Origin of the sequence: Streptomyces sp. NBC_01808, from assembly GCF_035917395.1 — a bacterium.
Classification (GTDB): domain Bacteria; phylum Actinomycetota; class Actinomycetes; order Streptomycetales; family Streptomycetaceae; genus Streptomyces.
Genome location: NZ_CP109072.1, coordinates 1173851 through 1196913 on the forward strand (window position 1 = coordinate 1173851; position 23063 = coordinate 1196913).

General features: G+C 73.8%; 23 protein-coding genes. 4 read left to right on the forward strand and 19 right to left on the reverse strand.

Features of this window, described 5'->3' with window-relative positions; all coding sequences use genetic code 11:
- Positions 1–77: 77 nt before the first annotated feature.
- Positions 78–1247, reverse strand: a complete 1170-nt coding sequence (locus OG946_RS04765; RefSeq protein WP_326794899.1) for a glycerophosphodiester phosphodiesterase — start codon at positions 1245–1247, stop codon at positions 78–80.
- A 217-nt stretch (positions 1248–1464) separates the two neighbouring features.
- On the opposite strand from OG946_RS04765, the gene OG946_RS04770 reads away from it, so the two are divergent.
- On the forward strand, positions 1465–2136 hold the full coding sequence (locus OG946_RS04770) for a lysophospholipid acyltransferase family protein (protein ID WP_101425485.1): 672 nt from the start codon (positions 1465–1467) through the stop codon (positions 2134–2136).
- 32 nt (positions 2137–2168) lie between these two features.
- On the opposite strand, the gene OG946_RS04775 is transcribed toward OG946_RS04770, so the two are convergent.
- The 11 genes from OG946_RS04775 to OG946_RS04825 form a co-directional block, all read right to left on the reverse strand.
- On the reverse strand, positions 2169–3458 hold the full coding sequence (locus tag OG946_RS04775; RefSeq protein WP_326794900.1) for a sensor histidine kinase: 1290 nt from the start codon (positions 3456–3458) through the stop codon (positions 2169–2171).
- Positions 3455–4126 carry a response regulator transcription factor gene (locus OG946_RS04780; RefSeq protein ID WP_326794901.1) on the reverse strand — a complete coding sequence of 224 codons (672 nt, stop codon included), beginning with the start codon at positions 4124–4126 and terminating at the stop codon, positions 3455–3457. Before OG946_RS04780 ends, OG946_RS04775 begins: the two co-directional genes overlap by 4 nt.
- Positions 4127–4135: 9 nt before the next feature.
- Positions 4136–5077 (reverse strand): S1C family serine protease, encoded by a 942-nt coding sequence (locus OG946_RS04785; protein WP_326794902.1) that lies wholly within the window; start codon positions 5075–5077, stop codon positions 4136–4138.
- Between the two features lie 11 nt (positions 5078–5088).
- The gene (locus tag OG946_RS04790) at positions 5089–6039 is read right to left on the reverse strand and encodes a VWA domain-containing protein (RefSeq protein ID WP_326794903.1); all 951 of its coding nucleotides are present in this window, start codon (positions 6037–6039) and stop codon (positions 5089–5091) included.
- Positions 6040–6406: 367 nt separating this feature from the next.
- Complete coding sequence (locus tag OG946_RS04795; RefSeq protein WP_326794904.1) at positions 6407–7366, reverse strand: DUF58 domain-containing protein; 960 nt, start codon at positions 7364–7366, stop codon at positions 6407–6409.
- Complete coding sequence (locus OG946_RS04800) at positions 7363–8460, reverse strand: AAA family ATPase (protein WP_326794905.1); 1098 nt, start codon at positions 8458–8460, stop codon at positions 7363–7365. Before OG946_RS04800 ends, OG946_RS04795 begins: the two co-directional genes overlap by 4 nt.
- A complete protein-coding gene (locus tag OG946_RS04805) occupies positions 8457–8693 on the reverse strand; it encodes a hypothetical protein (protein ID WP_326794906.1) in 237 nt (78 codons plus the stop codon). The genes OG946_RS04800 and OG946_RS04805 overlap by 4 nt, the downstream gene beginning before the upstream one ends.
- A 172-nt stretch (positions 8694–8865) precedes the next feature.
- Positions 8866–9837, reverse strand: a complete 972-nt coding sequence (locus OG946_RS04810) for an aldo/keto reductase (protein ID WP_326794907.1) — start codon at positions 9835–9837, stop codon at positions 8866–8868.
- A 120-nt stretch (positions 9838–9957) separates the two neighbouring features.
- Positions 9958–11382, reverse strand: coding sequence for an argininosuccinate lyase (argH, locus tag OG946_RS04815; RefSeq protein ID WP_326800147.1), 1425 nt, complete (start codon positions 11380–11382; stop codon positions 9958–9960).
- A 32-nt stretch (positions 11383–11414) separates the two neighbouring features.
- On the reverse strand, positions 11415–12611 hold the full coding sequence (locus OG946_RS04820; protein ID WP_326794908.1) for an argininosuccinate synthase: 1197 nt from the start codon (positions 12609–12611) through the stop codon (positions 11415–11417).
- A gap of 141 nt (positions 12612–12752) precedes the next feature.
- On the reverse strand, positions 12753–14360 hold the full coding sequence (locus tag OG946_RS04825; protein ID WP_326794909.1) for an SLC13 family permease: 1608 nt from the start codon (positions 14358–14360) through the stop codon (positions 12753–12755).
- A gap of 85 nt (positions 14361–14445) precedes the next feature.
- Between OG946_RS04825 and OG946_RS04830 the strand changes: the two genes are divergently transcribed.
- From OG946_RS04830 to OG946_RS04840, 3 genes are all read left to right on the forward strand, one after another.
- A complete protein-coding gene (locus tag OG946_RS04830) occupies positions 14446–15501 on the forward strand; it encodes a tartrate dehydrogenase (RefSeq protein ID WP_326794910.1) in 1056 nt (351 codons plus the stop codon).
- Between the two features lie 103 nt (positions 15502–15604).
- Positions 15605–16189, forward strand: coding sequence for a pyridoxamine 5'-phosphate oxidase family protein (locus OG946_RS04835; RefSeq protein WP_326794911.1), 585 nt, complete (start codon positions 15605–15607; stop codon positions 16187–16189).
- A 20-nt stretch (positions 16190–16209) separates the two neighbouring features.
- Positions 16210–16764, forward strand: coding sequence for a GNAT family N-acetyltransferase (locus OG946_RS04840; protein WP_326794912.1), 555 nt, complete (start codon positions 16210–16212; stop codon positions 16762–16764).
- Between the two features lie 22 nt (positions 16765–16786).
- Here OG946_RS04840 and OG946_RS04845 read toward each other — a convergent pair whose 3' ends face one another.
- The 7 genes from OG946_RS04845 to argC all read right to left on the reverse strand — a co-directional run bounded on the left by OG946_RS04845 (position 16787) and on the right by argC (position 22956).
- Positions 16787–17347, reverse strand: coding sequence for a TetR/AcrR family transcriptional regulator (locus tag OG946_RS04845; protein WP_326794913.1), 561 nt, complete (start codon positions 17345–17347; stop codon positions 16787–16789).
- Positions 17337–17660 carry a DMT family transporter gene (locus OG946_RS04850; RefSeq protein WP_326794914.1) on the reverse strand — a complete coding sequence of 108 codons (324 nt, stop codon included), beginning with the start codon at positions 17658–17660 and terminating at the stop codon, positions 17337–17339. The genes OG946_RS04845 and OG946_RS04850 overlap by 11 nt, the downstream gene beginning before the upstream one ends.
- 396 nt (positions 17661–18056) lie before the next feature.
- Positions 18057–18581 (reverse strand): arginine repressor, encoded by a 525-nt coding sequence (locus OG946_RS04855; protein WP_101425469.1) that lies wholly within the window; start codon positions 18579–18581, stop codon positions 18057–18059.
- 22 nt (positions 18582–18603) lie between these two features.
- Positions 18604–19824, reverse strand: a complete 1221-nt coding sequence (locus OG946_RS04860) for an acetylornithine transaminase (RefSeq protein ID WP_326794915.1) — start codon at positions 19822–19824, stop codon at positions 18604–18606.
- Positions 19821–20771: an acetylglutamate kinase gene (gene argB / locus OG946_RS04865; protein ID WP_326794916.1), complete on the reverse strand. Its 951-nt coding sequence runs from the start codon at positions 20769–20771 to the stop codon at positions 19821–19823. Before argB ends, OG946_RS04860 begins: the two co-directional genes overlap by 4 nt.
- Entirely contained in the window at positions 20768–21931 is a 1164-nt protein-coding gene (gene argJ, locus OG946_RS04870) for a bifunctional glutamate N-acetyltransferase/amino-acid acetyltransferase ArgJ (RefSeq protein ID WP_326794917.1), read from the reverse strand. The genes argB and argJ overlap by 4 nt, the downstream gene beginning before the upstream one ends.
- Positions 21928–22956, reverse strand: coding sequence for an N-acetyl-gamma-glutamyl-phosphate reductase (gene argC, locus OG946_RS04875; protein ID WP_326794918.1), 1029 nt, complete (start codon positions 22954–22956; stop codon positions 21928–21930). The genes argJ and argC overlap by 4 nt, the downstream gene beginning before the upstream one ends.
- Between the last annotated feature and the right edge of the window lie 107 nt (positions 22957–23063).

Genomic DNA, 23063 nt, shown 5'->3' on the forward strand with positions numbered 1-23063 from the left:
GCTGCCCGCCGCCGGGACGGACCGGGCGGCAGGCAACGGGCGGACGGGGCCTGCCGGTTGCCCGGCGGCCCCCGGGGTCAGCCCTGCGCGAGGAAGGCGTCCCGGGCGAGCAGCCCGGTGTCGGGGTTGTCGGTGAAGATCCCGTCGATGCCCGTCTCGAAGTAGGCCTGGAAGGCGCCGAACGCGTCGCCGTAGTGCGTCGTGTCCGTGCCCCTGCGGAAGTCCGCCGGCAGGAAGGTGTTCTCGTTGCGCATCGTGTACGGATGCAGCACCAGCCCGGCGTCGTGCGCGTCGCGGACGAGGGTCGTGGGCTCCAGCAGCTTGCCGGTGGAGTCCTTCGGGATGATCAGGTCGAGCGTCGGGCCGAGGCCCTTGGCGAAGCCCGCGATCCACGCCAGCCCCTCGGGCGTGACCAGGTCGGCGACGGTGCGCGGGTCCCCGGCCTCGACGAAGTCCCACGGCCGCGAGGACGCCCCGCCGAGGAGCACGACGCCCGGCGAGTCGACGAGCCCGGCGAGCCGCTCGACGCTGGTGGGCTCGAACGACTGCAGGAAGATGGGCGAGTTGCGCATGTCCCGGCCGTAGCGGCGCAGCAGCCGCGCCAGCGGCTTCTCCAGCTCAAGGCCGATGGAGCGGAAGTACGTGGGGTGTTTCGTCTCGACATGCAGATACACCGACCGGCCGGTGCCGCGCCGCTGCCGCTCCGCCCACTGCAGCACCTCTTCGAAGGTGGGCACCTCCCAGCGGCCGTTGTAGAGGGTATTGCGCTGCCGGACGGCCGGAATGCGCTCCGTGGCACGCAGCGTCTTCAGCTCGGCGAGCGTGAAGTCCTCGGTGAACCAGCCGGTGATCTTCGCGCCGTCGACCGTCTTGGTGGTCTTGCGGTCGGCGAACTCCGGGTGGTCCGCGACGTCGGTGGTGCCGCCGATCTCGTTCTCGTGCCGGCAGACGAGATGGCCGTCCTTGGTCGGCACGAGGTCCTGCTCGATGACGTCCGCGCCCATGTCGAGGGCGAACTGATACGCGCCGAGGGTGTGCTCGGGCCGGTAGCCGCTGGCCCCGCGGTGCGCGATCACCGCCGGGTTCGGCAGCCGCCCGCCAGGGCCGGAACCGCCGCTGCCGCCGGACCCGCCCGCGGCGCGCGCCGTACCCGGCAGGCCCACCGCTGCCACCGCACCGCCCAGCGCCGCCGCGCCGAGCACCGCCCGTCTGCCGGGCTGCTGCCGCTCCGTACCGCCGTCGCTCATGTCAGCTACCTCTCCGCCGTACCCGCGCCATTGACGGCGCCTCGACAAAAGACGGCCCGATGTTAGGCGGCACCGGCGCGGGTGCGGGAGACTTGCGGCGGCGTGCTCGTGAAATCGGCGGCAACACTGCGTCTCGGCCGGTTGAAGCCGGAGTGGGAACCGTGCGGTCAGGCGAGTATGGTCGCAGGCGTCACCGTCCCGACCGGAGGATCCTTCCTTGTTCCGCATTCTGATCAAGGCGTTTCTCGGCTTGCTCATGCGTGTCCTGTACCGCCCCCGGGTGGAGGGCCACGAGCACATCCCCGGCACGGGCCCGGTCGTCCTCGCAGGCAACCACCTCACGTTCGTCGACTCGATGTTCCTCGGCCTGGTCGTGAAGCGGCCGGTGTTCTTCATCGGCAAGGACGAGTACGTCACGGGCAAGGGCGTCAAGGGCCGCCTGATGGCCTGGTTCTTCACCTCGGTCGGGATGATCCCGGTGGACCGGGACGGCGGCCGCGGCGGCGTCGCGGCGCTGATGACGGGGCGCCGGATCCTGGAGGAGGGCCGGGTCTTCGCCATCTACCCGGAGGGCACCCGCTCCCCCGACGGCCGGCTGTACCGGGCGCGTACGGGCGTGGCGCGGCTGACGCTGATGACCGGCGCGCCGGTGGTGCCGTTCGCGATGGTCGGCACGGAGAAGATCCAGCCGGGCGGCGCGGGCCGGCCGCGGATCGCCCGGTTCACGGTGCGCTTCGCGGAGCCGCTGGACTTCTCCCGCTACGAGGGCATGGACCGCGACCGGTACGTGCTGCGGGCGGTGGCCGACGAGGTGATGAGCGAGGTCATGCGGCTGTCCGGGCAGGAGTACGTCGACGTGTACGCCACGAAGGTGAAGTCGGCGGCCTGAGCCGTACGGTACGAACCGCCCGCCCGCGGCGGCTACTTCTCCAGCAGCTCCGCCGGCCCGACGTCCTCCCCGCCGCGCATCTCCGCGGGCAGCTCGTCCGGCAGCTCGTCCGGCGGCCCGCCCGCACCGCGGGCCCCGGCCGCCGCGCCCACGTCGGGCAGCCACAGCACGAACGTGCTGCCCGCGCCCACCCGGGAGAACAGCCGCGGCTGCCCGCCGTGCGACTCCACGATCTGCCGCACGATCGCCAGCCCGAGACCCGCGTGCCGGTCCCTGGGCCGCCCCTCCTGGCCCGCCTCGCCGCGCCAGAACCGGTCGAAGACCCGGGCCTGCTCGCCCTCGCCGATGCCGGGGCCCGCGTCCTGCACGGCGATCCACAGCCAGCCCTCCGCGCGGCCGGCCGCGACCGTGATGCGGGTGCCGGCGGGCGCGAGACGTACCGCGTTGGAGAGCAGGTTGCCGACGGCCCGGCGCAGCGCGTACGGGTCGCCGATCAGCACCAGGCCCTCGTCCAGCCGGCGCCGGATCACCAGGCCGCGTTCCGTCGCCAGCGGCGCGAACTCCTCGCACGCCTCGTCCGCCACGGCCGCCAGGTCCACGTCCGCGTCGGCGAACGCGGCGGCGGACCGCCGCGCGGTGGCGAGCAGGTCCTCCACCAGCCGCGTCATCCGCGTGGTGGCCCGGTCGACCACGGCGACGGCCCGCCGCCGCTCCTCCGGCTCCGACTCCTCGACGGAGAGCACCGCGTCGAGGTTGGCCCGGATGATGGCCAGGGGGGTGCGCAGCTCGTGCGAGGCGTCGTCCACGAGCTGGCGCTGCGCGGCGAAGGCGCCGTCGAGCCGGTCGAGCATCGAGTCGACGGTGTCGGCGACCATGCGCAGCTCGTCGCGCGGTCCTTCGAGCCGGATCCGGCGGGAGAGGTCGCTGCCGGCCTGGATCTCCTCGGCGGTGCGGGCGATGGCGCGTACGGGGCGCAGCGCCCGGCCGGAGAGCACCCAGCCGGTGCCGAGGCTGGCGACGGCCACGCCGCCGAGGACGGCGAAGGAGAAGGTGCGCAGGTTGCCCAGCGTCTCGTAGTTGACGGCGGCCTCGACGTCCTCGGCCTTGACGACGTCGATGTCCCCGACCCGTACGCCGTCGACCCGCTTCTCCGCCCGCAGCTCCTTGCTGACCGGCTGGGCGTGGCCGCTGCGCTGCACCGCGACGTACGCGCCGCCGAGCACGAGCGCGGTCAGGCAGAACACGAGCACCGAGTAGAGCACGGTGAGCCGGAAGCGGATGGTGTGGACGAAGGCCGGGAGCGGCACCCGGGGCCGCCTCACGACGTCTCCTCCCTCAGCCGGTAGCCGTGCCGGATGACGGTCTCGATCAGCGGCTCCTCCTCGCCGGTGACCTTGCGGCGCAGCGAGCCGACGGTGACGCGCACGGTGTTGGTGAACGGGTCGGCGTTCTCGTCCCAGACGTGCTCCAGGAGTTCCTCCGCGGAGACGACGCGCCCCGGCCGGGTCATCAGGTAGTGCAGCACGCCGAACTCCTTGGGGGTGAGCCGCAGCGGGCGGCTGCCGCGGTACGCCTCGAACCTGGCCGTGTCCAGCCGCAGTTCGCCGACTTCCACGACGGACGTGCCGCCCTCGTCGCGGCGCAGCAGGGCCCGTATCCGCGCCAGCAGCTCCGGCAGCGCGAACGGCTTGACGAGATAGTCGTCGGCGCCCGCGTCGAGGCCGCGCACCCGGTCGGCGAGGCGGTCGCGCGCGGTGAGCATCAGGATCCGCGGCCCGCCGGGGGCCGCGCGTATCTCCCGGCAGACGGCGAGGCCGTCGCCGTCGGGCAGGGTGAGGTCCAGCAGCACGAGGTCGTACTCGTTGACCCCGAGCTTCTCCAGCGCGCCGTCCACGTCGGCGGCGGTGTCGACCGCGTACCCGGAGCGCACCAGCCCGACCCGGAGCGCGCCCACCAGGTCCTCTTCGTCCTCGACCACGAGTATCCGCATGGCATGAACCTAATCGCCTTCGATGATCGAGTCCGCCGCCCGGACCGCGTCCTCCACGGGTACGGCGAAGCCGATGCCGATCGAGCCGCCGCTGCCCCGGTCCAGCGAGGCGATGGCGGTGTTGATGCCGACGACCCGGCCCGCGGCGTCGACCAGCGGGCCGCCGGAGTTGCCGGGGTTGATGGAGGCGTCCGTCTGCACCGCCCGCTGCTGCGCGCCGCCGCCGAGCGAGACCTCGCGGTCGACGGCGCTGACGATGCCGGAGGTGACGGTGCCGGACAGGCCCAGCGGCGAGCCGATGGCCAGCACTGAGTCGGCGACGGACAGGTCCGCGGCGCGGCCCATCGGCAGCGCGCGCGGGACGTACGAGCCCGCCACCTCCAGCACGGCCACGTCCCGGCCGGTGTCGCGGCCCAGCACCTCGGCGTCCACCCGGCGGCCGCTGTGCAGCACCACGGTGGCGTCGGTGGCGGTGCCGACGACGTGGGCGTTGGTGAGGATGCGGCCGCGGTCGTCGAAGACGAAGCCGGAGCCCTGCCGTTCGCCGGCCTGTACGGACACCACGCTGGGCAGCACCCGGGCAGCGACGCTGTCGAGTTCGCCGGGGTTCCGCCCGGCGGCGGCCGGTGGGGGCGCGCCGGCCGCCGCCTCCTCACCGCCCCCGGGGCCGCGTATCTCGCCGGCGGCGAACCCGGCCGCGCCGCCGGCGAGGACTGCGGCGACGACGGCGGCGGCCAGGACTCGGTTCGCCGCGCGGCGGGGCGCCGGGGGCGGGGTCTGGATGGGCGCCGGGGGGACGCGGTACGGGGACACCGGCGGCACGGGCCCGCCCTGCGGGGGACCGCCCTGCGGGGGACCGCCCGCGGGGCGCGGGGCGGCGGCGCCGGGGCGGTCGCCTGCGGTGAACGCGGGGCCGCGGGGCTCGCCGAGGCCGGGACGGGCGTGGGTCACGGTCGTTCTCCTCATGGTAGGCGCGAGAACCACAGCAGGGACGTGGCCGCGGCCAGCAGCGCGGCGATCAGCGCGGCGGCGACGAACCACTGCCAGATCTCGCGCTCCTCGGTGCGGTAGCCGACGGAGCTGCCGATGTCCTCGTACACGGCCTGCAACTCCTCGCCGGAGGCGGCCTCGTGGAACGCGCCGCCGGTGGCGGTCGCCAGCTCCTCCAGCGCGGGCGCGTCGACCGGCACCGGCACGCTCTGCCCACTGGCCAGATCGATGGTGCCGCCCTCGGTGCCGTAGGCGATCGTGGACACCGGGATCCCGGCCGCGGCCGCCTCCTCGGCGGCGGCGGGCGTGGCCCGGCCCGTGGTGTTCTGCCCGTCGGAGAGCAGCACGACGTGCGCGGGCGGCGGTTCGCGCTCGGCCTGTTCGTCGAGCGTGCGGATCGCCTCGGCGGAGGAGAACACCGCTTCACCGATCGCCGTGCCCTGCCGGGTGTCCAGCCGGTCGAGCGCGCGGCGCATGGCCTCGCGGTCGGTGGTCGGCGGCAGCGCGACGGTGGAGGTGCCGCTGAAGGTGACGAGCCCGACGTTGAACCGCTCGGGCAGTTCGGTCACGAACGTCTGGGCGGCGTCCTGCGCGGCGGTGAACCGCGACGGCTGCACGTCGGTGGCCCGCATCGAGGCGGACACGTCCAGCGCGACCATGATGGTCGCCCGCTCCCGCGGCACCTCGGTCTCGGCGGTGGGCCGGGCGAAGCCGACGATGAGCAGCCCGGCCATGGCGCAGAACGCGGTGGCAGGCACGTGCCGGCGCCAGCCGGGGCGGCGGGGCATGACCTTGTCGAGCAGATCGACGTTGGTGAACCGCACGGCGTAGCGGCCGCGCCGGGCCTGCATGACGACGTACGCGACGACGAGGGCGGCGAGCGGCACGAGCAGCACGAGCCACCCGGGCGAGGCGAGACTCATGCGCGACCCTCCGGGAGTCGACGGGGTGTGCGGACGCGCGTACGGGACCGGGGCGGACGGGTGCGGCCGCGGGAGTCCGCACCGCGGGCGAAGCCGCGGAGGCGGTACGCCCCGGGCGCGGGAGCGGCGCCCACGGGTGCTCCGGTGTGCGGCAGCGGGCGGGTACTCCTCCCCTGCGCGCCCATGCCGTACGGGCCTGGCAGGCGAACCCGGCGCGCGGGCGCGGCGGTTGCCGTGCCGGCACGGCCGTGACCCGCCGGGTGCCTGCTGTCCTCGCGGCCCGGCGGGCGGCGGGGGTACGGTCCCCGCCCCGCCCGGGACGACCGGGCCGCCGGGGCCGCCCGGGGACCGGGGAGCGGACCGGAGGTCATGCCGCACCGCCTGTGCCGCGGCGCTGTGCCGCCGCGTAACGCGCGATGTCCCGGACCCAGTCGCGGTCCGTGCGCAGCGGCAGCCGTGCCGCGCCCGCGGCCCGCAGCGCCCGGGCGATCGCCGCGCGCTGCTCCGCCGCGGCGGCGGCGTACCGCTCCCGCAGCCGCTTCGAGTACGTGGGGATCTCCCGGCGCCGGCCCGACTCCGGGTCCACGACGGTCAGCAGCCCTACCGGGGGCAGCTCCAGCTCCCGGGGGTCGACGATTTCGACGGCCAGGACATGGTGCCGCCGGGCCAGGGCCCGCAGCGGCTGCTCCCAGCCCGGTTCGAGGAAGTCGGAGACGACGGCGACCAGTCCGCGGCGGCGCTCCGCGCGCTGCAGCGCGGCCACCGCCTCGGCGAGGGTGTGGGTCTGCGGGCCCGCGGGCACGCGGGGGCGTTCCAGCGCGGTGCGCAGCACCCGCATCAGGTGCCGCCGCCCGCTGCGGGCGGGGATGCGCTGGATGCCGTCGGGGCGGACGAGCTGGGCGCCGAGGCGGTTGCCTGCGCGCTCGGTGAGGAACGCGACGGCCGCGGCGGCGCCGACGGCGAGGTCCCGCTTCTCCATCCGGCCGGTGCCGAAGTCCATGCTGGCGCTGGCGTCGAGGACGATCCAGGTGGTCAGTTCGCGGTCCGCGAGGGTCATCCGCACGTGCGGCACGGTGGTGCGGGCGGTGGCGTTCCAGTCCATGCGGCGTACGTCGTCGACGCCCGGGTTGTACGGGCGGCTCTCGTCCGGCTCGCCGCCGGGGCCGGGGACGAGGGCGGTGTGGTCGCCCTGGAGGAGGCCGTCGGGGCGGCGGGTGAAGATGAGCCGCAGGTGCTGGAGCGCCTGTTCCGGGGTGAGTTCGCCCAGCGACGGCGAGCCGGGCACCCCCCGGGCCGTAGCACCCGCTGCTCTGCCGGTCGCGCTCATGCCGCCCTCCCGGCCTTCCGGCCGCTCGCGGCGCTCCCGGCGCTCCCGGCCCCGGCGAGGCCGCCGGCCGCGGCATCCTCCGCCTGGTGCGGCGTGACCCGGGGCTGCGGCACGGCGGCCAGCACCTCGTCGACGACCGACTCGGGCGTGATGCCGTCGGCCAGGGCGTCGAAGGAGAGCACCAGCCGGTGGGCGATGACCTCGTGGGCGAGCGCCGCCATGTCGGCGGGCAGCACGTACTCGCGCCCGCGCAGCAGCGCCAGTGCCCGCGCCGCCGCCACCAGGCCGAGCGTGGCCCGCGGCCCCGCGCCGTACGCGAGCCGGCCGCCACCGGCCGCGTCGCCACGGGCGGCGAGTTCGCGGGTGGCGAGGACGAGGCGTACCGCGTACTGCGCGAGGGCATGGTGGACGAACACCTCGTCGGCGCGGCGCTGGAGGGCCGCGAGGGTGTGCGGCGCGAGCACCCGGCGGGCGGCGGGCGGGTCGACGCTCATCCGGTAGAGGATCGCCAGCTCCTCGTCCTCGGTGGGCGCGGAGACGTCGACCTTGAGCAGGAAGCGGTCGCGCTGGGCCTCGGGCAACTGGTAGACGCCCTCGGACTCGATGGGGTTCTGGGTGGCCAGGACGAGGAACGGCTCGGGCATGGGGATGGTCCGGCCGCCGATGCTGACCTGCCGCTCGGCCATGACTTCGAGCAGCGCGGACTGGACCTTGGCGGGGGCGCGGTTGATCTCGTCGGCGAGCACGAAGTTGGCGGCGACCGGCCCGGGTTCGACGCTGAACGTCTCGCTGGAGGGCCGGTAGATGCGGGTGCCCGTGATGTCGGACGGCACCAGGTCCGGGGTGAACTGGATGCGGTGGAACGTGCCGCCCGACACGGTCGCCAGGGTGGCCGCCGCGAGCGTCTTGGCGACGCCCGGCACGCCCTGGAGCAGGCAGTGCCCGCGGGCGAGCACGGCGGTCAGCAGCCGCTCGACCATCCGGTCCTGGCCGACGATCACCCGCTTGACCTCGAAGAGCGCCTGTTCCAGGAGCGCCGTCCCGGGGCCCGGCGCGGCGCCGGGGCCCGGTCCGGCGGGGGTGGTGGTGGTCACAGGTCGCCCGCGTTCTCGGCGGCGCCCGAGGGCGCCCCGGAACCGCCCTTGTCCGGGCAGTCCTCGTGGGCGGCGCTCTGGGCGCCGGTCTGCTCGCGGTCCTCGTTGACCACCAGCCGGACCTCGGGCTTGTCGTCGCCGCGGTCGAGCGCGGCGGACGCGCCGGTGGCCAGGCCGGCCACGGCGAACACGGCGGCACCGGCGACCGAGAGCCTGCGTATACGACGGGACATCGGGGTCTCCTCCGTCAGACGACTGCGTTACCGCATGTCATCACCGGAGGGCGAAAATCCCCTTAAAGCCCGCAGCGCGCGGGGCTCGTCGGACGGGCCGCGTCGATCCCGGCGGCAGCCACGTGACATGTGCCGGCAGGGGGTACGGCTCAGGCGGGGTTCGGCGACGGGCCTACGACCAGGGGGTGGCCGCGCGGCGCTGCCAGTAGTCGGCGGCGGGCTCGGCGAGGGCCGCGAGGCGGTCGTACTGCGCGGGGCCGAGGTCGACCGCCGCGGCGGCGAGGTTGGAGTGCAGTTGCGCGGCGGTGGCGGCGCCGGAGAGCACGACGCCGGCCCACGGCTGGCGCAGCACGGCGGCGAGCGCCACGGCGTCGGGCTCCGCGCCGCACTCGGCGGCGACGGCGAGCAGTTCTGCGGGCGCGTCGGCGCCGGCCAGCCGGCCGTTCGCCAGGCCCTCCTTGACGATCACCGTCAGCCCGGCGTCGTGCGCCTCGGCCAGCGCCTCGCCGACCGCCGGCTCCAGCACGTTGTACGTGCTCTGCACGGTGTCGAAGAGCCGCTCGCCCTCGACGGTGACCTCCAGCGCGGCCCGTACCGCCGCGGCCTGCTCCGGGCCGCTGGTGGAGAAGCCGACCGTGACGCCGTTCGCGGCCAGGGCGGCGAGGCGCCGGTGGAGGTCGGTGTCGGTGAGCGCCGGGCTGTCGGGGGTGAGGGAGTGGATCTGGTAGAGGTCGAGGCGGTCGCCGAGGAGTTCCGCGGACTCCTCGCGCTGCCGGTCGTAGGCGTCGACGCCATGGTCCTTGACCTCGTGCACCTCGGCGTCCGCGCGCCAGTCGCCGACGTACGCGTAGCCCCACTTGCTGCCGACGACCGCGTCCCGGGCGTCCGGGTGCTGCTTCAGCCAGTCGGCGAGGAACTCCTCGGCCCGGCCGTAGGAGCGCGCGGCGTCGAAGTACCGCACGCCCTGGGCGTAGGCGGCGTCCAGCAGTTCGTGGGTGCGGGCGCGCATCTCCTCGACCCCCCGGCCGGCGGGGAGGTCGTCGGCACGTCCCGTGGTGATGTACGCGGGGCGGCCCACGGCGGCGAGCCCGAAGCCGATGTGGGCGGCGGGCGTCGTCACTTCGGTCAGTCGGTCGAACGCCATCGCGGGCTCCTACGTCCTCGGTGCGGCTGTCAGGCCCGTCCACCGTAGAAGACGGGCCCCGCCCCCGGCAGCGCCCGACACGGCTTTGTGCCGCACCGCCACACCGCCGCTTCCGCTGTGCTACGCGGCGGGGCCCGCCTGCCGGGTCGCCGCCGCCCAGCGCACCTGGGCCGCCACGTCCTCCTTGACCTCCGCGAGCTGCACCGCGACCGCCGCCGGTGCGGTGCCGCCGCGGGCGTCGCGCGCGGCGAGCGCGCCGGGGACGGTCAGCACGGTCCGTACCTCGGGCGTCAGATGCGGGGAGACCTTCGCGAACTGCTCGTCCGTGAGCTGGTCGAGCTCGATGCCCTCGGCCTCGCAGACCTTGACGCACTCACCCGCGCTCTCGTGCGCGACGCGGAACGGCACGCCCTGCTTGACCAGCCACTCGGCGATGTCGGTGGCCAGCGAGAAGCCGGCCGGGGCCAGCTCCTCCAGCCGCTCCCGGTTGACCGTGAGCGTGGCCATCATGCCGGTGAACGCGGGCAGCAGGACCTCCAGGGTGTCGATCGAGTCGAAGACCGGCTCCTTGTCCTCCTGCAGATCGCGGTTGTACGCGAGCGGGAGCGCCTTCAGCGTCGCCATCAGCCCGGTGAGGTTGCCGATCAGCCGGCCCGCCTTGCCCCGCGCCAGCTCGGCGATGTCCGGGTTCTTCTTCTGCGGCATGATCGAGCTGCCGGTCGAGAAGGAGTCGTGCAGGGTGACGAAGGAGAATTCCTTCGTGGCCCACAGGATGACCTCTTCCGCGATGCGGGAGACGTCGACGCCGATCATCGCGGTGACGAACGCGAACTCCGCGGCGAAGTCCCGCGCGGCCGTGCCGTCGATGGAGTTGCCGGACGAGCCGCGCTCGAAGCCCAGCTCGGCGGCGACCGCCTCGGGGTCCAGGCCCAGTGAGGAGCCCGCGAGCGCCCCTGACCCGTACGGCGAGACGGCCGTGCGCTCGTCCCACTGCCGCAGCCGCTCGGCGTCCCGGGAGAGCGCCTGGGCATGCGCGAGCACGTGGTGGGCGAAGAGCACGGGCTGCGCGTGCTGCAGGTGCGTACGGCCCGGCATGGCGACGTCCGGGTGCGCCTCGGCGAGGCCGACGAGGGCCTCCTGCAGCTCGGCGAGGAGGCCGCCGAGGGTGCGGGCGTGGTCGCGCAGGTACATCCGGAAGAGGGTGGCGACCTGGTCGTTGCGGGACCGGCCGGCGCGCAGCTTGCCGCCGAGCTCGGGGCCGAGCCGCTCCAGCAGGCCGCGTTCGAGCGCGGTGTGCACGTCCTCGTCGGCGATCGTGGCGGTGAACACCCCGGTCGCGACGTCCGTCTCCAGGTGGTCGAGCCCGGCGAGCATCCGGTTCAGCTCGTCGGCCGTCAGCAGCCCGGCCCTGGCCAGCACCCGCGCGTGCGCGCGGGAGCCGGCGATGTCGTACGGGGCGAGCCGCATGTCGAAGTGGACGGACGCGGACAGCCGCTCCAGCGCCGCGGCGGGGCCGTCGGCGAACCGGCCGCCCCAGAGCTTCATGTCCTGGGGCGCCGCGCCCTCGGTGCCGTCGCTCACTGGGCGAGGTCCCGCCCGGCCGCGATCTTCGAGGAGAGGCCGAAGATCTCGATGAAGCCCTTGGACATCGACTGGTCGAAGGTGTCGCCCGTGTCGTACGTCGCGAGGTTGAAGTCGTACAGCGAGGCGGGCGAGCGCCGGCCGGTGACGACGGCCCTGCCGCCGTGCAGCGTCATCCGGATCTCGCCGGTGACGTGCTCGTTCGCCTCCTGGATGAAGCCGTCCAGGGCCCGCTTGAGCGGCGAGAACCACAGGCCGTCGTAGACCAGCTCGCCCCAGCGCTGCTCGACCTGCCGCTTGTAGCGCGCCAGCTCCCGCTCGACGGTGACGTTCTCCAGCTCCTGGTGGGCGGTGATCAGCGCGATGGCGCCGGGGGCCTCGTAGACCTCCCGGGACTTGATGCCCACGAGCCGGTCCTCGACCATGTCGATCCGGCCCACGCCCTGCGCCCCGGCCCGCTCGTTGAGCTGCTGGACGGCCTGCAGCACGGTGACGGGGCGGCCGTCGAGGGCCACGGGCACGCCGCGCTCGAAGGTGACGACGACCTCGTCGGCCTCGCGGGCCACGGCGGGGTTCTGGGTGTACTCGTAGACGTCCTCGATCGGGGCGTTCCAGATGTCCTCCAGGAAGCCGGTCTCGACGGCCCGGCCGAAGACGTTCTGGTCGATGGAGTACGGCGACTTCTTGGTGGTCGCGATGGGCAGGCCCTTCTCCTCGCAGAAGGCGATGGCCTTGTCCCGGGTCATGGCGTAGTCCCGGACGGGGGCGATGCACTTCAGGCCCGGGGCCAGGGAGGAGATGCCGGCCTCGAAGCGGACCTGGTCGTTGCCCTTGCCGGTGCAGCCGTGGGCGACGGTGCCGGCGCCGTGCTTCTGGGCGGCGGCGACGAGGTGCTTGACGATGGTGGGCCGGGAGAGCGCGGAGACCAGCGGGTAGCGGTCCATGTACAGGGCGTTGGCCTTGATCGCCGGGAGGCAGTACTCGTCGGCGAACTCGTCCTTGGCGTCGGCGACCTCGGCCTCCACGGCGCCGCAGGCCAGCGCGCGCTTGCGGATCACGTCGAGGTCCTCGCCGCCCTGGCCGACGTCCACGGCGACGGCGATGACCTCGGCACCGGTCTCCGCGGCGATCCAGCCGATGGCGACGGAGGTGTCCAGGCCGCCCGAGTAGGCGAGTACGACGCGCTCGGTCACGGGAGTCTCCTTAGGATGCATACGCTGACCAGAATAAGTATGCAGCACTCCGTATGGTTCGTCAAAACGCCGCGCGCGCGGCGGGCCGCCCGGCCGGAGCAGCGCGCCCCCGGCCGGGCGGTACGGGCCTGAGGAGGCCCGCTAGCCGATGCCGGTGACCTCGACCATCAGCGGCAGCCCCAGGATGATCAGGATGACGCCGAGGACGTCGAAGCCCGCGCCGGAGCGGATCATCGTGGTGATCGGCACGACGCCTGAGCCGTAGGCGATGGCGTTCTGCGGCGTCGAGACCGGCAGCATGAAGCCGAAGGACGCGGCGAAGGTCGCCGCCAGCGCCGGGACGAACGGATCGACGTCGGCGGCCATGGCGATCGGGATGATGATGGGCACCACCACCGCCGCGGAGGCCGTGTTGCTCGTCGTCTCGGAGACGATCACCGCCAGCACGGCCGCGAAGATCGTGATGGTGAAGACGCTGGAGAAGCCGAGCAGGTCGTTGGACTCCTTGCCGATGGTCTCGGCCAGCCCGGTGTCGGCGAGCAGGGAGCCGAAGATGATGCCGGTGCCGAAGAGCAGGATCGTGCCCCAGTCGATACGGGCCGCGTCGCTCCAGTTGAGGGTGGCCTCGCGGCGCGCCCAGTTCGTCGGCAGGATGAACAGCAGCGCGGCGCCGAGCACGGCCACGATGCCCTCGTCGAGCCGGTCGCTGACGGTGGTGTACGCGGACGCCTCGGTGCCCACGGCGAGCGCGACGATGCCCGGGGTGATCCACAGCGCCACGGTGATGCCGAAGGCGATCAGGGTGTTCCACTCGGCGCGGGAGAACTTGCCGAGCGCGGCGCGCTGTTCGCGCACGTACTCCTCCACGCCCTCGATCCGCCGGATCTCCGGCTTGTTGAGCAGCAGCAGGACGATGACGAGGACGACGAACATGCAGGCACACAGCGGCAGCGCGGTGGCCGTCCACTCGGCGAAGGAGATCTTCTCGCCGGTGGCCTCCTCGATGAGGCCGCGGCCGATGAGGTTCGGCGGGCTGCCGACCGGGGTGAGCAGGCCGCCGACGCTGGCGCCGTACGCGAGCATGAGCACCAGCGCGGCGCCGACGCGCAGCCGCGTCGGGTCGAAGTCCTGCTCCACCAGGCCGCGGTCCTGGAGCATCTTGGCGATCACGGTGAGGATGCCCAGCGCGGTGGGCAGCAGCATCGCCACCGTCGCGGTGTTGGAGACGAACGCCGACAGCAGGCAGGTGATCACGCCGAAGGCGGCGATCAGCCGGAACGTCGAACGGCCGACTCCCGGCAACCCCAGGATCCAGAACGCGAACCGGCGGGCCACGCCGTGTTTGAGCATGGCCTGGGCGAGGATGAACGCGCCGATGAAGGTGAAGATCGTGGAGGAGCCGAAGGGCGCCAGCGCGTCGTCCGGCGGCACCACGCCGAGGACGACGATCGCGCCCACACCTATGAGCCCGCCCACCGGGATCGGCACCGGCTCGGTGACCCACAGCACGATGACGCCGAGCAGGATGCCGGCCAGCGTCTGCTGGCTCGGCGCCATGTCCAGCGGGAGCGCGAGAAAGATGATGGCGACCAGCGGGGCCAGCCAGAACCCGGTGGTCCGCCGCCCCCGTTCGAACTTCTCCTCCTGCGGCGAGAGTTTCTGCTCACCGAGGCTGCGGTATGTCGCATGGCCGAGCAGTGCCTGCTCGACGTCGGTCTTGGCACGTGGCGCCGTGGCGTCGGGCTTCATCGTCCCCTCCGGATAACCGTGCGGCCTGGCTTACATTCAGGACTGCTCCGTAAGGTGGGGCACAACTCGGCTGAGGGGAAGGGTCATGACAACACATCGGATCGCGATCATCCCCGGAGACGGCATCGGGCAGGAGGTCACGCCCGCCGCACTGGAGGTGCTGGACGCCGTCGGCCGGCGGCACGGGGTGGAGTTCGCGTACACGCACCTCGACTGGTCCTGCGCCCGCTACCAGCGCGAGGGCGCGATGATGCCGGAGGACGGCATCGAGCGGCTGCGCGCGTACGACGCGGTGTTCCTGGGCGCTGTGGGCGCGCCGGGCGTGCCGGACCACATCTCGCTGTGGGGACTGCTCATCCCCATCCGCCGGGCCTTCCGGCAGTACGTGAACCTCCGGCCCGTGCGCGTCTTCGAGGGCATGGAGAGCCCGCTGCGGGCCGCGGGCCCCGGCGACGTCGACCTGGTGGTGGTGCGCGAGAACACCGAGGGCGAGTACAGCGAGATCGGCGGCCGGCTGCACCGCGGCTTCCCGGAGGAGATGGCGGTGCAGGAGGCGGTCTTCACCCGGGCCGGCGTCACGCGCGTCCTCGACTACGCCTTCGGCCTCGCCGGCCGCCGCACCGGCCGGCTCACCTCGGCGACCAAGTCCAACGGCATCGTGCACACCATGCCGTTCTGGGACGAGCTGGTACGCGAACGGGCCGCGGACCACCCGAAGGTGGCGTGGGACCAGGAGCACATCGACGCGTTGTGCGCCAAGGTCGTCCTCGACCCCGGGCGGTTCGACGTGATCGTCGCCTCCAACCTCTTCGGCGACATCCTCAGCGACCTCACCGCCGCCGTCGCCGGCTCCATCGGCATCGCGCCGTCGGCGAACCTCAATCCCGAGGGCACGTACCCCTCGATGTTCGAGCCGGTGCACGGCTCCGCGCCGGACATCGCGGGCCGCGGGATCGCCGACCCGATCGGCGCCATCTGGTCGGCGGCGCTGATGCTCGACCACCTCGGCCACGAGCGGGCCGGCGCGGAGGTGGTCGACGCCATCGCCGCGACGCTCGCCGCCACCGACGTCCGCACCCCGGACCTGGGGGGCTCGGCGAGCACGGAGGAGTTCACCCGTACCGTGATCACCCGGCTGTGACGGCGCGCGGCACCGTGGCACGGTGACGCCGCGGGGCGCGGTACGCGGTCTCGCACTGCGAAACTCCGCGCGCCGCGGCCGTACCGCGCCGCACACTCGGCGCATGGGGAAAACGTACGAACGCATCGACGGCCGGCTGCGCGCCTTCATCGAGGCGCAGCACATGTTCTTCACGGCGACCGCGCCGCTGGCGGCGGACGGCACGGTGAACCTCTCGCCGAAGGGGCTGACGGGCTCGTTCGCCGTCCTCGACGAGCGCACCGTGGCGTACCTCGACTTCGCCGGCAGCAACGCCGAGACCATCGCGCACCTGCGGGAGAACGGCAGGATCACGCTGATGTGGTGCGCCTTCGAGGGCCCGCCGAACATCGTGCGGGTGCACGGCAGCGGTGAGGCCGTCTTCCGCGACGACCCCCGCTTCCCCGCCCTGCTCGGGCACTTCCCCGCCGTCGACCCGTCCCGGCACGGACTGCGGGCGGTCGTCGTCGTGACCGCCGAACTGATCCGCGACACCTGCGGTTACGCTGTGCCTTTCATGACCTACGAAGCCGACCGCGACCTGCACGGCCGGCGCTTCGCGCGGGAGGACGACGCCGGGCTGGACGCGTACTTCCGCAAGAAGGAGCACATCGCGGCCAGCATCGACGGGCTGCCCGGGCTTCCGCTGCCGCTGCCACCCACCCAGTGACCGAGAAAAGAGCCGCACCGATGCTGAGCACACCCCTGGCCGAAGGCGCGGAACTGACCACGCTGGAGCCGTGGCAGGCCGCGGAGCTCACCGCGTTCACCGACCGGAACCGGGCGCACCTGGAGCCGTGGCTGCCCTGGGCGCACGACGTCACCGACGAAGCTGGCGCCCGCCGCTTCCTCCAGGCGTACGCCGACAAGCAGGCCCGCGACGCCGGCCGGATGTTCGCCATCCGGCTGCACGGCGAACTGGTCGGCGGCATGATCTACCGGCTCTTCGACACCGCGGAGGGCTCCTGCGAGCTGGGCGCCTGGCTGGCGCCCGAGGCGCAGGGGCGCGGACTGGTCACCGAGGCGTCCCGGCGGATGATCGAGTGGGCGGTGGACGTACGCGGCCTGTCCCGGGTGGAGTGGCTGGTCGACCCGGCGAACAAGGCCAGCATCGCGGTCGCCAGGCGCCTGGGCATGAGCCACGAGGGCACGCTGCGCAGCCGGTTCGAGATGGCGGGCAAGCGGCGCGACCTGGAGGTCTGGTCGCTGCTGAGCCACGAGTGGCGGGAGGCACGGGGCAGTTGAGCCCGGCCGGCACCGCCGTGGTTCAGCGGCGGTGCAGGACGTGGTCGACGACCTGCTGGATCTCGGCGGCGGTCAGCGGCTCGTCCCGTAGGAGCGACTGCAGGCTGAGCCCGTCGAGCGCGGCCGCGAACGCGGTGATGGCGACCGGATCGCTGGTGAACCGGCCGGCGATCCCGGCCAGCAGGTCGTGCCAGCGGCCCAGGACGGGGCGCAGCTCGGGGTGGCGGGCGGCGTAGAGGTACAGGTCGAACTCCGCCGCGCAGCGCGCGCCGTGCTCGTCCAGATACGCGGCCAGATGCCGGCCCAGATCGGCGGTGTCGTACGACTCGGGCAGCGCGCCGGCCAGCGCGGTCGCGTAGGCGTCGACGCTGTCGCTGAGCGCCGCGGCGAGCAGGTCGGCGACGGCCGGGAAGTGGTACGTGGCCACCGACTTGGGCACGCCCGCCTCGGCGGCGACGGCCCGGTGCGTCACGGCGGCGACGCCGCCGCGGCCGATGACGCGGACGGTGGCGGCGAGCAGCAGCCGCCGCCGCTCCTGCCCGCGCTGCACGCGCCCGTCGGCGGCGCCGGTCTCAGTGCGCACCGCCGACCTCCAGCGCGACGACGCCTGCGGCGACGAGTACGAGCCCGCCGATCTGGACGCCGGTGAGGCCGTCGCCGAGGAAGGCGGCGCCGATGAGCGCCACGAGCGCGACGCCGGCGGCGGCCCAGATTCCGTACGCGATGCCCATGGACATGCCGCGTTTGAGCACCAGGCTGAGGAGGGTGAAGGCGGTGATGTAGCCGACGACCACGACGATCGACGGGAGGATCTTCGAGAAGCCCTCGGAGAGCCGCAGCGCGACGGTTGCCGTCACCTCGCTGAGGATGGCACCGATCAGCAGCACGTAGGTCATCGTCCGCCCTTCTGCATGCGGGGGAAACTAGCTGGACATCTGTCCAGGTTTTCGAGTGTACGGGAGCGGTCCGACGACCGGCTGCGCCCCGGATCCGCTGCCCACGCCTCCGACGCGGACGACCTCGGGCTCCGCGCCTACTCGCCGGTACCCGCGCCCCCACGCCGCACTACCCGCGGCACCGCCCGGCCAGAGCCGCGTACCCACGGAGAACCCGGGGCTCCGCACCCGTACCCCCGCGGGGCTGCGCCCCACACCCCGCTACCGTCGCCACCCGGCGCGGACAGCCTCGAAAGCCCCACCCCCGCGCCCCTTCCAGGCCGCGCGCCCGGCACCCCGCCGCCCACACCACCGGTACAGACAGCCCGAAGGCTCCGCCCCGCCGCCCGCAGGGGGTCAGCGTTCGCGTTCGGCGAGTTTCAGGAGGTGGTCGGCCAGGGACTGGCCGCCCGAGGGGTCGCGGCTGATCACCATCAGGGTGTCGTCCCCCGCGATCGTGCCGAGGATCGGCGTCAGCTCCGCCGCGTCGATCGCCGACGCGAGGAACTGCGCCGCGCCCGGCGGCGTGCGGAGCACGACGATGTTCGCCGACGCCTCCGCCGAGATGAGCAGTTCGCCGGCGAGCCGCGCCATGCGCTCCTCCTTCGCCGACTCGCCCAGCGGCACCTGCGGGGTGCGGAAGCCGCCCTCCGAGGGGACGGCGTAGATCAGTTCGCCGCCCGTGTTGCGGATCTTGACCGCGCCCAGCTCGTCGAGGTCCCGGGAGAGCGTCGCCTGCGTCACCGTCAGGCCGTCGTCGGCGAGGAGTTTGGCCAGTTGGCTCTGCGAGCGGACCGGCTGCCGGTTCAGGATGTCGACGATCCTGCGGTGGCGCGCCGTGCGCGTGTGCGGCACGGCGGGACCGTTGTGCTCCTCGGACATGTCACTCTCCGGCTCGTCGGGGCTAGGCTGCGGGACCCGCCGCGTCGAGCACGGCCGGCAGTGCGGCAAGCAGGGCGTCCGCCTCCGCCTCGCCGAGGATCAGCGGCGGGGCGAGCCGGATCACGTCCGGCGCCACCGCGTTGACCAGGAATCCCGCTGCCTGGGCCGTCTGTTGCACCTGCGGCGCGGCGGCCTCGGTGAGCACCATACCGAGCAGCAGACCCGCGCCTCGCACATGGTCGACCAGCGGGTGCCCGAGTCGGCCGATTCCGTCCCGCAGCCGCTCCCCCACCCGCTTGACCTGCGCCAGCAGCCCGTCGGCCGCGATCACGTCCAGCACCGCCAGCGCGGCGGCGCAGGCGACCGGGTTGCCGCCGAAGGTGGAGCCGTGCCTTCCGGGGGTGAAGAGGTCGGCGGCGGGCCCGAAGGCCAGCGTGGCGCCGATCGGCAGGCCGCCGCCGAGGCCCTTGGCGAGGGTGACGACGTCCGCCTCCACACCCTGCGCCTGCGCGGCGAACCAGTGGCCCGTACGCCCGATGCCCGTCTGCACCTCGTCCAGCACCAGCAGCGCGCCGGCGGCCCTGGTGATCTCGCGGGCCGCGGCCAGATAGCCGTCCGGCGGTACGACGACGCCGTTCTCGCCCTGCACCGGCTCGATGATCACCAGCGCGGTCTCCTCGGTCACCGCGGCGCGCAGCGCCTCCGCGTCCCCGTACGGGACGTGCGTGACCTCGCCCGGCAGCGGGCCGAAGCCCTCCTGCTTGCCGGGCTGCCCGGTCAGCGCCAGGGCGCCCATGGTGCGGCCGTGGAAGCCGCCCTCGGTCCCCACCATGTGCGTACGGCCCGTCAGCCGGCCGATCTTGAACGCGGCCTCCACCGCCTCCGCGCCGGAGTTGGCGAAGAACGCCCGGCCGGGCCGGCCGGCGAGTTCGAGGAGCCGCTCGGCGAGCGCCACCGGGGGCTCGGCGACGTACAGGTTGGAGACGTGGCCGAGCGTGGCGATCTGCCTGGAGACGGCCTCGACGACCGCCGGGTGGGCGGTGCCGAGGGAGGTGACGGCGATGCCGCCGACGAAGTCCAGGTACTCGTTGCCGTCGGCGTCCCACAGCTTCGCGCCCGCGCCGCGGACGAGGGGCAGGCGCGGGGTGCCGTAGTTGTCCATCAGCGCGCCCTGCCAGCGCTCCGTCAGCTCCGCGTTGCCGCTCACGCCACCGCCGCCCGTGCCGCCGCCCGTGCCGCTCATGTCGCAGACCCTTCCGCGTCCGGCACGACCATCGTGCCGATGCCCTCGTCCGTGAAGATCTCCAGCAGGATGGAGTGCGGCACCCGGCCGTCGATGACCCGCGCGGTGTGCACGCCGTGGCGCACCGCGTACAGGCAGCCCTCCATCTTCGGGACCATGCCGCTGGCCAGGTCGGGCAGCAGCCGCTCCAGCTCGCCGGCGGTGAGCCGGCTGATGACCTCGTCGCTGTCCGGCCAGTTCTCGTACAGGCCCTCGACGTCGGTGAGGACCATCAGGGTCTCCGCGCCGAGCGCGGCGGCCAGCGCGGCGGCGGCGGTGTCGGCGTTGACGTTGAAGACCTCGCCGGCCGCGTCGGACTCGTCGGCGGAGCGGGCGACGGAGGAGACGACCGGGATACGGCCGTCCGCGAGCAGCGCCTCTATCGCGCCGGTGTCGATGTCGGTGACCTCGCCGACCCGGCCGATGTCGACCGGCTCGCCGTCGACCAGCGGGCGGTGCCGGGTGGCGGTGATGGTGTGCGCGTCCTCGCCGGTCAGGCCGACGGCGAAGGGGCCGTGCTCGTTGAGCAGGCCGACCAGCTCGCGCTGCACCTGCCCGGCGAGCACCATCCGTACGACGGCCATCGCCTCCGGCGTCGTCACCCGCAGCCCGGCGCGGAACTCGCTGGCCAGGCCGTGCCGGTCGAGCTGCGCGCTGATCTGCGGGCCGCCGCCGTGCACGACGACGGGCCGCAGCCCCGCGTGCCGCAGGAAGACGACGTCCTGGGCGAAGGCGCGCTTCAGGTCGTCGTCGACCATGGCGTTGCCGCCGAACTTGACCACGACGACCTTGCCGTGGTGGCGGGTGAGCCAGGGCAGCGCCTCGATGAGCGTGCGGGCCTTGGGCAGGGCGGTGTGCTTGCGGGTGGGGGTGGCCGGTGCCGCGGCGGGCGCGGAGGTGGTCGTCATGAGCTGTACGCGCTGTTCTCGTGGACGTAGTCGGCCGTCAGGTCGTTGGTCCAGATCACCGCTTCGGCATCGCCTGCCGCGAGGTCCGCCACGATGTGGACCTCGCGGTAGCGCATGTCGACCAGGTCGCGGTCCTCGCCGAACGAGCCGTTCTTGCACACCCACACGCCGTTGATCGCGACGTTCAGCCGGTCCGGCTCGAAGGCGGCGGAGGTGGTGCCGATCGAGGCCAGCACCCGGCCCCAGTTGGGGTCCTCGCCGTGGATGGCGCACTTGAGGAGGTTGTTGCGGGCGATGGAGCGGCCGACCTCCACGGCGTCGTTCTCGCCGGCCGCGCCCACGACCTCGACCTTGATCTCCTTGCTGGCGCCCTCGGCGTCGGCGATCAGCTGCCGGCCGAGGCTGTCGCAGACGGCCCGTACCGCCTCGGCGAACTCCGGCTGCGGCGGCCGGACCCCGCTGGCGCCGGAGGCCAGCAGCAGCACGGTGTCGTTGGTGGACATGGCGCCGTCGGAGTCGACGCGGTCGAAGGTGGTGCGGGTCGCGGCGCGCAGCGCGGCGTCGAGATCGGCGGCGGGCACGTCGGCGTCGGTGGTGAGGACGACGAGCATGGTCGCCAGCCCGGGCGCGAGCATGCCCGCGCCCTTGGCCATGCCGCCCACGGTCCAGGCCGCGCCGTCGCCGCCGGCGGTGACGACGGCGGTCTTGTGCACGCTGTCCGTGGTCTTGATGGCGATGGCGGCCTTCTCGCCGCCGTGCGCGGACAGCTCCGCCGCGGCCAGGCCGACGCCGGGCAGCAGCTTGTCCATCGGCAGCAGCATGCCGATCAGCCCGGTGGAGGCCACGGCGACCTCCGCGGCACTGTGGCCGAGCACCTCGGCGACGCGCTCGGCGGTGGCGTGGGTGTCCTGGAAGCCGCGGGGTCCGGTGCAGGCGTTGGCGCCGCCGGAGTTGAGGATCACCGCGGACACCTCGCCGCCCTTGACCACCTGCTCGGACCAGACGACCGGGGCGGCCTTGACGCGGTTGGCGGTGAAGACCCCGGCGGCGGCGCGGCGGGGCCCCTCGTTGACCACGAGGGCCAGGTCCGGGTTGCCGTTCTCCTTGATCCCGGCGGCGATGCCCGCCGCCGTGAACCCTTTGGCTGCCGTGACGCTCAAGGTGCCACTCCTGTCGTAGAAAGCCCCAGCTCCTCGGGGAGTCCGAGGGCGATGTTCATGCTCTGCACCGCGCCGCCGGCGGTGCCCTTGGTGAGGTTGTCGATGGCGCTGACGGCGATGATGCGCCGGGCGCTCTCGTCGTACGCGACCTGTAGCAGCGCGGTGTTGGAGCCGGTGACCGCGCCGGTGGCGGGCCACTGCCCGGGCGGCAGCAGCCGGACGAACGGCTCGCCCTGGTACGCCTTCTCGTACGCGGCGCGCACCGCCTCCGCCGTGGTGCCGGGGCGGGCCCGCGCCGTGCTGGTGGCGAGGATGCCGCGGGGCATCGGGGCGAGGGTCGGGGTGAAGGAGACCGTGACCGGCTCCCCCGCGACGGCGCTGAGGTTCTGGCCGATCTCCGGCGTGTGCCGGTGCCCGCCGCCGACGCCGTACGGGCTCATGGAGCCCATCACCTCGCTGGCCAGCAGGTGCGGCTTGAGCGCCTTGCCGGCGCCGGAGGTGCCGGAGGCGGCGACGACGACGGCCTCCGGCTCGGCGAGCCCGGCGGCGTACGCGGGGAAGAGGCCGAGGGAGACGGCGGTCGGGTAGCACCCGGGAACCGCGATGCGCCGGACCCCGTGGAGGGCGTCGCGGTGCCCGGGCAGCTCGGGCAGCCCGTACGGCCAGGTGCCGGCGTGCGGCGTGCCGTAGAACCGCTCCCAGTCGGCGGCGTCGGCGAGCCGGTGGTCGGCGCCGCAGTCGACGACGAGCACGCCCTCGCCGAGCTCCGCCGCCACGGCGGCGGACTGCCCGTGCGGCAGCGCGAGGAACACGACGTCGTGCCCGGCGAGCACGCCGGGCGCGGTCTCGGCCAGCTCCCGCTCGGCGAGGGGCGCGAGGTGCGGCTGTATGTCGCCGAGGGGCCGCCCGGCGTTGGCGTGGGCGGTGAGAGCCCCGATCTCGACCCCGGGATGCCCCAGCAGCACCCGAAGCAGCTCCCCGCCCACATACCCGCTCGCCCCGGCCACTGCCACCTGCACGGTCATCCGCTCCTCCTCGTCTCAGCATGACTATACGGATGACAGCAGAGCTATGCAAAGAATATTCGACGGTACCGGTCCCGCCGGATGGAGACCGGATCCCGGTCTTCCCC